Origin of the sequence: Mesorhizobium sp. B2-3-15 (genome assembly GCF_006442875.1) — a bacterium.
In the GTDB taxonomy this organism is placed as follows: domain Bacteria; phylum Pseudomonadota; class Alphaproteobacteria; order Rhizobiales; family Rhizobiaceae; genus Mesorhizobium; species Mesorhizobium australicum.
Genome location: NZ_VFVO01000019.1, coordinates 111,222 through 123,270 on the forward strand (window position 1 = coordinate 111,222; position 12,049 = coordinate 123,270).

The 12,049-nt window shown below is 63.2% G+C and carries 10 protein-coding genes and 1 pseudogene; all 11 read right to left on the minus strand.

The features are described from left to right. Positions 1-47 precede the first annotated feature (47 nt). The gene (locus FJ954_RS29630) at positions 48-1,313 is read right to left on the minus strand and encodes an ABC transporter substrate-binding protein (protein ID WP_140665397.1); all 1,266 of its coding nucleotides are present in this window, start codon (positions 1,311-1,313) and stop codon (positions 48-50) included. Between the two features lie 26 nt (positions 1,314-1,339). Beyond that, positions 1,340-2,170: a carbohydrate ABC transporter permease gene (locus FJ954_RS29635; RefSeq protein WP_140615474.1), complete on the minus strand. Its 831-nt coding sequence runs from the start codon at positions 2,168-2,170 to the stop codon at positions 1,340-1,342. Continuing rightward, positions 2,167-3,090 carry a sugar ABC transporter permease gene (locus FJ954_RS29640; RefSeq protein WP_140665400.1) on the minus strand — a complete coding sequence of 308 codons (924 nt, stop codon included), beginning with the start codon at positions 3,088-3,090 and terminating at the stop codon, positions 2,167-2,169. The genes FJ954_RS29635 and FJ954_RS29640 overlap by 4 nt, the downstream gene beginning before the upstream one ends. Next, positions 3,083-4,240 carry an ABC transporter ATP-binding protein gene (locus FJ954_RS29645; RefSeq protein WP_140665403.1) on the minus strand — a complete coding sequence of 386 codons (1,158 nt, stop codon included), beginning with the start codon at positions 4,238-4,240 and terminating at the stop codon, positions 3,083-3,085. The genes FJ954_RS29640 and FJ954_RS29645 overlap by 8 nt, the downstream gene beginning before the upstream one ends. Then, the gene (locus FJ954_RS29650) at positions 4,237-5,073 is read right to left on the minus strand and encodes a metallophosphoesterase (RefSeq protein WP_140665406.1); all 837 of its coding nucleotides are present in this window, start codon (positions 5,071-5,073) and stop codon (positions 4,237-4,239) included. The genes FJ954_RS29645 and FJ954_RS29650 overlap by 4 nt, the downstream gene beginning before the upstream one ends. A 138-nt stretch (positions 5,074-5,211) precedes the next feature. Further along, on the minus strand, positions 5,212-5,622 hold the full coding sequence (locus tag FJ954_RS29655; protein ID WP_140665408.1) for a carboxymuconolactone decarboxylase family protein: 411 nt from the start codon (positions 5,620-5,622) through the stop codon (positions 5,212-5,214). A gap of 369 nt (positions 5,623-5,991) precedes the next feature. Beyond that, a complete protein-coding gene (locus FJ954_RS29660) occupies positions 5,992-7,488 on the minus strand; it encodes a sugar ABC transporter ATP-binding protein (protein ID WP_140665411.1) in 1,497 nt (498 codons plus the stop codon). After that, on the minus strand, positions 7,488-8,543 hold the full coding sequence (locus FJ954_RS29665; protein WP_140665414.1) for a hypothetical protein: 1,056 nt from the start codon (positions 8,541-8,543) through the stop codon (positions 7,488-7,490). The genes FJ954_RS29660 and FJ954_RS29665 overlap by 1 nt, the downstream gene beginning before the upstream one ends. After that, positions 8,540-10,663 carry an SMP-30/gluconolactonase/LRE family protein gene (locus FJ954_RS29670; RefSeq protein WP_015317086.1) on the minus strand — a complete coding sequence of 708 codons (2,124 nt, stop codon included), beginning with the start codon at positions 10,661-10,663 and terminating at the stop codon, positions 8,540-8,542. The genes FJ954_RS29665 and FJ954_RS29670 overlap by 4 nt, the downstream gene beginning before the upstream one ends. A gap of 89 nt (positions 10,664-10,752) precedes the next feature. Continuing rightward, a complete protein-coding gene (locus FJ954_RS29675) occupies positions 10,753-11,778 on the minus strand; it encodes a sugar ABC transporter substrate-binding protein (RefSeq protein ID WP_015317085.1) in 1,026 nt (341 codons plus the stop codon). A gap of 88 nt (positions 11,779-11,866) precedes the next feature. Then, positions 11,867-12,049 (minus strand): annotated as a pseudogene (locus FJ954_RS29680) (ABC transporter permease); the annotation flags it as partial.

Below are 12,049 nucleotides of genomic sequence, written 5' to 3' on the forward strand. Positions count from 1 at the left end.
CCAGGGAGTTCGCCGCGCCATTGGCGCGGCGATGCCCTGGCAAGTCCTTACTGCGTCGGCAGCATGCCTTCGACGTCGCTTGCCGCATCGGTGAGCGCTTCCTTGGGCGTCGCCGACTGGTCGACGATCCGCGACAGATTGTCGACGATGGTCTGTGTCACCTTCACACCGTTGGTCCCCGGAAAGGCATACCACGGAACCATCAGCGGCATCTGGCTGAGCCCGGCCTGGAACAGCGGGTTCTTCTTGTAGAAATCACCGAGATATTCCGGCGATTTCGCCGCGAGTTCATTGTTGGGGACATAACCGGTACCGGGCACGACGACCGACGCGCCATAGGGGCCGGCGGCGAATTTCGCGAATTTCCAGGCGGCGTCCTGCCTGGCGGCATCCTTGGTCAGGATGACCACGGCATTGCCGCCGGTCGGCAGATGGCCGTTGGCCGGATCGATCAGCGGGATCTTGGCCGTCCGCAGCGTGAACTTGTCGCCGACGTTCTTGATGGTGTTGACCAGCGCGCCGGTGGTCTGGAACTCGAAGCCAACCTTGCCGGCCGCGAAGGCCTGCTCGCCAGCCGGCTTGGTGAAGACCGGCATGCCGCCCTCCTTCACCATCCGCTGCAGGATCTCGACTGCCTTCTCGCCTTCCGGCCCGTTGAAGGCGACCTTGCTTTCGTCCTCGTTCAGCATCTTGCCGCCGGCGCCAAACAGCAGCGCCGAAAACATCCAGTCATCGCCCTGCCAGCGGAAGTCGATGCCGTCGACGCCATTGCCGAGCGCCTTGATCTTGCCGCCGAGCGCGATGACCTCGTCCCAGGTCTTGGGCGGATTGTCCGGATCACCGCCGGCGGCCTTCACCAGGTCGGCGTTGTAATACATGATCGGGTTCGAGGTGGCGAAGGCGAGGCCGACCTGCTTGCCGTTGACCTGCGCCAGCTTCAGGATCGTGTCGGAGAAGCCGAGCTCAGCCATGTTGCCTTCCTTCTTGACCAGCGGGCCAAGATCGACGGCGACGTCGCGTTCGTTGAGCATGCGCAGACGGTTGAGACCGATGAAGGTGATGTCGGGCATTTCGTCGGTGCCGGCCTGGCGAAGGATGGTCTGGATGCCTTCCTCATAGGTGGCGGACGGGCTGGCGAACTGGATCTTGATGTCGGGATTTTCTTCCATGAACTTCTTAGAGATCGTGTCCATCACGTTCTTGAAGAAGCCCGGCATCGGATAATGAACCGTCAGCGTCGTGTCGGCATGGGCTGGAAGGGCTGTCGCCAGCGACACCGCCGCCGCGGCAAAAATCCTGGAGATATGCTTCATTGGCTCGTTGCTCCTTGTTGGCCCGGTCAGCCTTTGAGACCGGTCATGGTGATGCCTTCGACGAAGCGCTTCTGTGCGAACAGGAAGGCAACGACGAGTGGAAGGGTGATGATCAGCGTGGCGGCCATGAGCGCGCCGTAGTCGTCGCCGGCCTCGGCGGCGCGGAAATACATCAGGCCGAGTGGCGGCGTGGCGTAGGCCTGCTTGCTGACGACGATCAGCGGCCAGTAGAGGTCGTTCCAGTGGGCGACCACCGAGAAGATCGCGAACGCGGTGACGGCCGGCCAGGCGTTGGGGACGATGACGCGCGCGACGATCCCGAGCTCGGACATGCCGTCGAGCCTTGCTGCGTGGATGAGGTCGTCGGGCATGGCGCGGAAGAACTGCAGGAACATGAAGATCGCGAACACCGAGATGGTGAACGGCGCCACCAGCGAGGTGTAGCTGTTGAGCAGCGACATCCTGTCGAAGGCGACATAGAGCGGCAGCGCCGTGGCATGGATCGGCACCAGCAGGCCGAGCATGACCAGCACCATCATCAGCCGCGCGGCACGGAATTTCAGCTTGGCCATGGCGTAGGCGCAGGGAATCGCGACCAGCACCTGGAAGAAGAAGATCAGGCCGCACACGACGACGCCGTTCCACAGCAGCGTTGCCATCGGCACCTTGCTCAGCGCCTTGGCGAAATTCTCGGCGAAGTAGAAATGCTGGGGGACGAGCGACAGCGACGAGGTAAAGATGTCGCTCTGCGTCTTGCCCGCGGTCGAGATCATGAAGATGTAAGGCGCGAGGATCATCAACGCGCCCAGCGAAAGCAGCGCGAAACGGATGATGCGGCCGGCAGGCAGGCTGGTCATGTGTAATGCACCCGCCGGTCGAGTACGCGGTATTGGAGAAGCATCAGCACGACCAGGATCGCAAGGAAGACGACGGTCATTGCCGAGGCATAGCCGACGCGCAGGTAGACGAAGCCTTCCTGGTAGATGGTGAACAGCAGCACTTCGGAGGCCTTGTTGGGCCCGCCATCGGTCAGCATCTTCACGGTTTCGAAGACCTTCACCGCATTGGTGATGCTGATCGTGACGACGAACAGCGTCGTCGGCCCGAGCATCGGCCAGGTGACCAGGAAAAACCGGTCGAGCGCCGATTTCGCGCCATCGACGTGAGCAGCGGCGTAGAGCTCGCGCGGGATCGCCGTCAGGCCAGCCAGGAACAGCACCATGTTGAAGCCGACCGACTGCCAGACGCCGATGATCGACAGGCTGTAGAGCACGGTGCTGGAGGCGCCGAGCCAGTTCGGGCCAGGAATGCCGACCAGCGCAAGCAGCGCGTTGAGTGGCCCGATGGTCGGGTGGAAGAGATATTGCCAGACTGTCGCCATGGCGACGATCAGCGATGCGACCGGCAGGAAATAGATGGTGCGGAAGAAACCGCGCGCCCGCGGTTCGCCTTCGATCAGCAAGGCGACGCCAAGGCCAAGCACGATCGAGACCGGTGCGACGATCGCCGTATAGACCGATGTGTTCCACAATGATTTGCGGAAAGTGCGGTCGGTCAGGAGATGGGCGTAGTTCTCGAAGCCGACCAGGCGGAATTTGCCATAACCGAGTTCGAAATCGGTGAAGCCGAGGAAGATGACGGCAACCACCGGCAGGAGCACGAACAGCAGCAACAGCACGATCGCCGGGGCCGCCAGCAGCCAGGCGGTGCGGTCCTCGCTGCGCCTGTGGAGGGCCGCGGCGCTCGGGATATTGCCCGCCAGCGCGACGCTAGACATAGGCCGGCTCCTGGCGTGCGGGCGCGGCGCTCGCCGTGCGCAGCCGCTTTCCTTCCGGCCCGAAGACCATGGCCTGCTCGGGTGAAAGGAGGATACCCACCGGCATTCCCGCAATCAGGTCCCTCGCCTCGTGCGGCGCCAGCTTGGCGATGACGATGTCGCCGGTCGCATCGAGCCGGCAATGGGCAATGACTTCCGAACCGAGGAATTCGAGGCGCTCGATCCGCCCGGCAAGCCCGCTCCGCCCACTGGGAGACAGTTTGACGAATTCGGGCCGGATGCCGAGGCTGACCGGGCCGTTTGCCACCTTCTCCATCAGGGCCAACCGGATGCCTTCGAAGCTGACACGGCCATTTTCGGCAAGTGCCGGTATGATGTTGATCCTGGGCTGGCCGACGAAACGGGCGACCTCGATATGGGCCGGATCGTTGTAGATCGCCTCGGGCGCGGCGAGTTGCAGCAGATTGCCGCCGATCATCACCGCCACCCGGTCGGCCATCGAAAGTGCCTCGGCCTGGTCATGCGTCACATAGAGCGTCGGCACGCCGGCGCGGCGGTGCAGTTCGACGATCTCGCCACGGGCGTGCACCCGCAGATTGGCGTCGAGGTTGGAAAGCGGCTCGTCCATCAGGAAGATCGAGGGGCGCCGCACCATGGCGCGCGCCAGGGCGACACGCTGCCGCTGGCCGCCCGACATCTGCCCAGGCTTGCGGTCGAGCAGATGGTCGATCTTGAGTACCGTCGCCATCTCGCGGACATCGCGCGAAATGCCAGTGCGGATTTCTTTCTGGCCCGGCAGGGCGGAGCCGACCAGCGGCAGCCGCTGCGTCCGGCTCAGCCGCTTCATGGCCAGCGGAACCGCGATGTTCTGGCCGGCCGTCAGATGCGGGTAGAGCGCGTAAGACTGGAACACCATGGCGATGTTGCGATCCGCCGCGGCGACCGCCGACATGTCCTTGCCAGCAACGAAGATCTCGCCGCTGTCGGCATGATCAAGCCCGGCAAGAATGCGCAGCAAGGTGCTCTTGCCGCAGCCCGAGGGGCCGACCAGGGCGATGAACTCGCCCGCTTCGACATCGAGGCTGACGCCGTTCAGGACGGCATTGCCACCAAAGGATTTGTTCAAGCCGCGAAGCGAGAGCGCGCTCATGACGCGACCTTCCTGCGGACCTTGTGCGCCTCGTGCGGGTAGACCTCGGCAACCACGTCATCCAAATAGTGGACGGTCATACCGGGTATGGCGACGATCTCGCTGGCGACCGTGTCGTCGAATTCATGCATGACGGCGCCGAGCAGCCGCTCGCCCGGCATGTCGCGCTCCATGTCGCCGACGACAAAGGCGGCCGACGGACCCCAGACCAGCGCGGTGTTTTCGTATTTGCCTTGCCATGCCCGGTGCAGGTGACCACTGGCGAAAAGCGCCACATCATGGGCACCGATCAGATCGTAGAGACGTTGCCGCTGTGCCGGGCGGACGCTCCAGTAACCGGTGTCACCTTCGCCGGGCGCGTCGATGAAAAGCGGCTTGTGGGCGAAAAGCGCGACGCGCCGGCCGCCACGGCTTTCCAGCGCCGCACGCAGCCATTCGAACTGGGCCTCTTCCTCGGCATCATCAAAGCCCATCAGCAGGCTGTCGAGACCGATAAATCGCCAGTTTCCGGCGTCCTCCGTCCAATAATCGGGACCAACCAGCCGGCGCCAGCGCTCGAGGCGTTCCGCATTGACCGGCTGCAAGGAGCCCGGCAGATGGCCGACATCGTGATTGCCCGGCACCAGCAGCATCGGGACCGAGATTTCCCGCATCAGCTCCATGCAGAAGCCGATGTCGGCATCCTTGTCGGCGCCATCGACGCTGAGGTCGCCGGTGTGGATGACGAGGTCAGCGCCGCTTTGCGCGATCCAGGCGGCCAGCGGCTCCCAATTGCCGTTGAAATGCGGCTTGGTGGGGCTGAAATGGGTATCGGTGATCTGGACGATTTTCATGCCGGCTCCACTGCGAGAGCCGGCTGCCGGGAACCCACCGGCGCGACTTCGCGTGGGTCTCCTTAGTGCCGTTACATGTCACTTCCTTAACAGGCTGGGGACAAATGTTCCCCGCCATGCCGATAGGCTGGCTGACGGCTAGCTTTTCACCTCGAATTGCGGATCGACCGGGATCTGCATGGCCGTGACCAGATGATTGGTCTGCCCGGCGAGCCCGATGATCGACACAAGTTCGCCGTGCTGCGCGTCTGTCATGCCCTTGGCGCGCGCCGCCGCCGTGTGCGAATGCACGCAGTAGGAGCAGCCATTGGCGGTCGAAACCGCGATGTAGATCATCTCCTTGGTCAGCGGATCGATGGCGCTGTCGGCGACCATCACGACCTTCAACTGCTCCCAGATCCGCTTCAGTGCCGCCGGATCATTGGCCAGCCCGCGCCAGAAATTATTGACGAAATCCGATTTGCGCGTGGCGCGGATATCGTCGAACACGGCCTTCACGGCCGGGATTATTTCCACCTCGGCATCGCTCAGGAGTTTTGTCGTGGCCATGGCGTTTCCTTTCGTTGGCTCGGTGGATCAGGTCGTTGATTCAGGTCTCGAGCAAAGGGGCTAACCGGCTTTTCTGATTCAGTTTTCGATGCCGATTTGAGCAGAACATTGATGGTTAGCCGAGCCCCCTCGGCGTCGTCATCCCAGGGCGAAGCAGGCGCGAAGCGCCGTCGCGGAGACCCTGGGATCCATGCCGTGACGCCAGCCGTGGAGTGCAGCGAAGCAGAATTCTGCACCGCTGCTACGCTTCGAAGTCCCGGCATGGATCCTCGGGTCTGCGCCGCGTCGCTACGCTCCTTGCTCCGCCCGTGGATGACGAATGGATGGGCATCCCGGCCAATTGTCGACATACGCACCCGGCCAGCACCCCTAGTGCACCGCCGCGTACATGATCTTCTCCTCCGTGGCCTCCGCCGGAGAAAACTCCTCGACGATGCGGCCTTGCCGGCATACGAGTATCCGATCCGACAGGTTCATGACCTCCGGCAAATAGGATGAGATCACCACCACGGCCAATCCCTCGTCGGCCAGCCGGTTGATGATCTGGTGGATCTCCGCGATGGCGCCGACATCGACGCCGCGCGTCGGTTCGTCGAAAATGACGATGCGCGGCTGCTGCACCAGCCCCTTGCCGATCACCACCTTCTGCTGGTTGCCACCGGAGAGTTCGACCACGCGCGCATTGTCGTTGATCGCCTTGATGTTGAGCGTCTTCGTCCACTCGGCCGATAGCGCGTGCATCTCCTGCTGGTTGATCACCCAGGCCTTTTCACGGCCGGCCGCCAGCAGGCCGCCAAACAGGTTCTCGGCGATGCTCATCGTCTCGAAGATGCCTTCGCTCTTGCGGTCCTCGGTGACATAGACGATGCCGTCCGCCACCGCTTCGCTCGGCACGAGATAGCGCACCGGCCTGTCGTCGAGTTCGATTGTACCGCCGCGCAAAAAATCGCGCTTATAGATGCCCGACACGACCTTGAAGGTCTCGGTGCGGCCGGAGCCGATCAGCCCGAACACGCCGGTGATCTGGCCCTCGAAGATCGAGAAGGAGTTATTGCGCACGACATTGCTCATCGAAATGTCCTGCACCGACAGCACTTTCCGGCCCGCCTTGCGCAGCTTGGCTTCGTCGCGCTGGCGGTAGATCTGCCCCGACAAAGTGCGCCCGACCATGGCGGCGACAATTCTGTCGCGGTCGAAGGCCGGCGTGTCGTCGGTGATGACCAGTTCACCGTCGCGCAGAATGGTGATGCGGTCGGCAATCATCAATGCCTCTTCCAGCGCGTGGCTGATGAAGACGATCGAGACACCGTTCGCCTTCAGCCGCCGGATCAGCGCGAAGAAATGGCGTTTCTCCTCCGGCGTCAGGGTCGCCGTCGGCTCGTCGAAGATGATGATCTCGGCATTGTGGTGCACGGCGCGCGCGATCTCGACCATCTGCCGCTTGGCGGCACCAAGTGTGGCCACCATGGCGTTAGGATCGACCGGAAAATTCAGCGACTGCAGGAACTGCTGTGCTGAAATATACGTGCCGCGCAGCCGGTTGAGGAATTTTTCAGTACCGAGATAGAGGTTCTGCGCCACCGTCATCGACGGCACCAGGCTGGTTTCCTGGAACACCATGGCAATGCCCGCCTCGAGTGCGGCATGCGGCGAAGCGTAGGCGATCTCCCGGCCCTTGTGGAACATCCTGCCGGACGTGGCGTCGACGACACCGGCGATGATCTTGGTCAGTGTCGATTTACCCGCGCCGTTCTCGCCGAGCAGTGCGTGGATTTCGCCTTTGCGCAGTTCGAAGCTGACGTTCTTGACTGCAGGAACGCCCCGATAATTCTTGGTGACGTTTTCGAGGCGAATAATTGGTTCCATCAGAAACCTCCCGAGGCGAGGTCGACGGCCAGCACGCAATCGCCACCCCTGGAAGCAATGAACAGTTGGCCGCCCTTTTCCACCACGCTGCAAATGCCGTGGCGCGTGCCGTTGGCGCGGCTGTGCAGGCTGAATTGCGGCTGCATGTTTTGATCGAGCTTGACCACCAGCCCGTAGGAACGGCTCGGCGACCACGGCTTGTGGATGCCCATGGTTCTGATGCCGCCGCATTGCAGCGGTTCGAGGAAGCTGCGGCTGGATGCCATCGCCGGCGCGATCCAGTAAGCCGGCGGCACCTGGTCGATCATGTCCTGGCGGTAGTGCGTTTCCTGCAGCACGAATTCGATCAGCCGGTTGCGTGGCGCGAACAAGGTCAGCCACGCCCCGCCATCGCCGGCCGGCGACAGCCGAGCGGGATAGCCGGGAAGATGCGTCATCACGGTCGAACGGTTGCCGGTCGCACCGTCGAAGCGGACAAGCTGATGGCGCCAGCTTTCGCTGACCAGCACATCGCCGCCGATGGGGTGGAGCCCGTAGGGAAAGGCGAGGTCGCCGGCCACCTTGCGGAACTCGCCACCCGCCGCGTCTCGTTTCCAAAGCGAACCGGACGCGCCCTTCTTCATCAGGTCGGCCGCCCATTGCGACGGCGTGTGCTCGGCCGACCCGTTGGCCAGCCACAGCGCGCCGTCCTCCGCGTAGGCAACAGCGGTGATGCAGCTGACACCGGCCGGCAGCGAAACCTCCTTGCCCGATATCAGCAGCCCGCCGCTTTCGAGTCCCACCGTCAGTTGACCCGATGGCGACAGAGCCAGCGCCGTGATTGGGGAAGGAAAGGTCTCGACTACCTTCGGCGCGGTTCCGGCGGCAAGCGAATAGACGGCATTGCCGCTGGAGGCCAGCAGCCCGCCATCGGCAACCAGCAGATTGTCCGGTTCGGTTAATCCGACAAAAGCCGGCGCATCGTCGAGCAGCGTGTTGGGACGGAAGGCGCCGTCGAGCGGCGGGATGGTCACCGCCTTGCCGCGAAACATATCCAGGATTGGGTCGAGGATCATGGCTGCGCTCCCCAATATGAGGCGGAGCTGGTCCAGTTCGGGTCGGCGCCGGAAACCTTGTAGCGGCCGATGCGATTGTTGAGGATGCCGCCGACGAACAGATATCCCTTGTGCTCGCGCATCGAGGTGACCATCGGGTGCGCGCCGCCCGTCAAGTCGCCCATCGCCTCCACGATGCCGCCCTTCTCGTTGAATTTCACCACGCCGCCGGTGTTGATGTTGGGGAACAGCCATTCGTCCTGCGGCAGCCGGCGCGTCATGCGCTTGCGCATGTCGGGGTGGCGCAACGACAGGTCGAAGCTCGGCGTGCGCATGCCCAGCCACGCCATCCAGTAATTGCCGTCCGACGCGCGGTTGATGTTGTCGGGGTAGCCCGGCATGTCGCGGATGACGCATTCGGCGGTGCCCGCCTTCGGCCCTTCCAGCCAATAGCGATGCACCCGGCAGGCCCAGCTTTCGGCGAAGAACAGCGACTTGCCGTCATGCGCCATGCAGACACCATTGGTGTAACGGTAGCCGTCGAGCAGCGTCCTTGTCGACCCATCCCTGGGATCGTAGACCAGGAGGCGGCCGGTGGCGCGGTTCTCGATCGAGTCCAGCGCCCAGTCATGCGCGTCATAGCGCTTGGTCGAGTCCGTAAAATAGATGCGGCCGTCCGGCGCGATATCGCAATCATTGGGATCGCGCAGCCGCGCATCGTCGACGATCGAGGTCCAGGAGCGCGACGTCTCGGCCGACAGCCTTTTGACCGCGCGATCCGGAGAGACGGAATAGAGCCCCATCGCGCCGACGCAGCTGATCAGATTGCCCCCTTTGTCAAAGGCCAAGCCCAGCGGAAAACCGCCAATATGGGCGAACACCTCCGACCTGACATAATCCGGCGCGAAGAAGCGAACGATCTCGCCATGGCGCGTGCCGCAATAGAGATTGTCGTCGCGGTCGAGGATGACGTCTTCCGGCCCTTCCAGTTCGCCGAGCCCGATATGGTCGGCCGCCGACAGCCGGTTGTCGAGCGCGTAAGGCGTGCCCGAACCCGGCACCGCGGACTGGGTTTCGCCCATCCTGAGATAGACCGGCGCGACATAGACCTCGTTCAGCACCTTGTGGCGGTTCTTGAGCCAGCGAATGTCGATGGTCACCGCCACCGCCAGCATGATGCCCAGCACCATCTGGTTGGTACCGGTGCCATAGCCCAGCCGGATCAGCCCGTTGGTCATGGTCAGCACGATGATGGCGCCCATCAGCCCCTTGATCACCGAGCCGCGCCCGCCGCCGAGGCTGACGCCGCCGACCACCGCCGCCGTCAGCGCCATGATCTCGAGGTTGAGGCCGGTGCCTGGCCCCGCCCCGCTCAAGCGGCAGGCAATGAGAAAGCCGCCGATCGAGGCGCAGAAGCCGGAAAAGACATAGGTCATGAACACGGTACGGCGCACCCTGATGCCGGCATTGTGCGCCGAACGCCGGGAGCCGCCGACCGCCAGCACGTGCCAGCCCGGCCGCGAGCGCGTCAGCGCGATATGGGTGACGATGGCGAGGATGATCGCCAGCCACACCGAGACCGACAGGCCCCAGAAAGTGCTGTCGCCGATGAAATCGAGCACGTCTGATGTAGCGGTCGAAAGCTGCACATCGGCGGCATAGGTGGTGACCAGGATATCGAACAGCGCCCGCCCGAAGATGAAGGTCACCAGCGTGGTAAGGAAGGCACGCAGCCTGAGATAGCCGACAAGGTAGCCGTTGATCGCGCCGAACACCAACCCGGTGGCGAGCGAGGCGGCCAGCGCCAGCCAGATCGACTGTTCGAGGATGAAGAAGACATAGACGGCGGAAAAGCAGGACAGCGCGAAGATCGAACCGACCGAGAGATCGATGCCGCCGCCCAGCATCACCACCGTCATGCCGGTGACGACCATCGAAAACTCGCCGAGCTGGCGCGTCGATTCCTGCAGGGAAGAAAGCTTGAAGAAGCCCGGAATGATCGAGCCGAAGGTCGCCAACGTCACCACCAGCGCCAGGAAGGGAATGGCGTTGTCGGTCCAGCGCTTAGTCAGTATCTCGCCGACGAGGTGGTCGGGCACGAGATTGTAGCGCCAGGACTGGAGGCGTTCGCGAAAGCTCATCGGGTCACTGCTGCCAGGTCTGGGCCACAAGAGAAAGAGGTGGTCGGACGATCCGGCCACCTCGTCGATATCGGTTGCAGACGATCAGCTTACTTCGCCGCTGCTTCGGCCTGCAGCGCCTTCAGGTCCCAGCAGCTGTCGGGCTTGAGGTCGGCCTTGGTCGTCGCCTTCTCCAGCGTGTAGATATAGGTGTGGGAGGTGCCGGCTGGCTGGCCGCTCTGCAGCAGGAATTTGATGATGGCGTTCATGTCGCCCGATTGGCGGGCGAGATCGGTCATCACCACGGCGCCGTAGGTGCCGTCGTTCAGCTTGTCGCAATCGGCCGCCTTTTCGCCGCCGCCGGTGGTGACCAAAAACACCTTGCCGTCGAGCTTGGCGTCGCGGATCGCGGCCGATGCGCCGGTGGCATCGCCATCCCAGAAGTCGATGATCGAGCAGATGTCCGGGTTCTGCTGCAGCATGGTCGTAGTCACGTTGCGCGAGGTCGTCGCATCCCAGTTGGAATCGGGCTTGGCCACGACCTTAAAGTCGGGATGCTTGTCCAGCACCTTCATGATGCCGGCATATTGGTAAAGGCTGGAGGAGTTGGCCTGGTCGCCCTGCACCAGCCCGATCTTCTTGGACGAGTTCTCGCCGCAGCCCTTGATCGCGGCTTCCGCCTCGAGCTGGCCGAGCCGGTCCCAGTCGCTGCCGACGAAAGCATCGGCGGGAAAATTCGCCGGATTGTCGACCAGGATCACATAGGTGCCGGCGGCCTGCGCCTTCTTCATAAGCTTGGAATAGGAGTTGAGGTCCGGCGCATGGATGATCAGCACATCAGGTCTGGTGTCGGACGAGATCGCGTCGGTGATCGCCTGCGCGCCGGCATCGACGACCCAGTTGGGATCGCGCGTTTCGAACGTGCCGCCCCACGCTTCGACTTCCTTCTTCAGATAATGCGCCCAGCCCTGCGCCAGGTCGAAGCCCATCGCCAGCGGCACCAGCATGACGCGCTTGCCTTTCAGCGCTTGTGCATAGGCAGCGGGGCCTGGATCGTCGGCGGCGAAGGTCGGCGCCACGAAGGCGGTGACGGCCAGCGCCGTGGCCGCCGCCATGAGTGTTCTGATCAGTTTCATGTCTCATCCTCTGGTTCGGTTTTCATTGCCGGCCGATCGTCCCGATCGGACCGGGTACCCCAGAGCAAGATGGGCTAGCCCATCTGCTCTAAATGTCACCTTGTTGTGCGGTCTGTTCGTCGCGCGGATTGATGATGCCGTCGACGATGATGGCGCCGAGCAGGATCGCCGCCTTGATCAGGTTCTGGTAGAGCAGCGGAATGTCGATGATGGTCATGGCGTTGAGCAGGATGCCGATCAGTGCGGCGCCGACCAGCACATTGCGCACCAC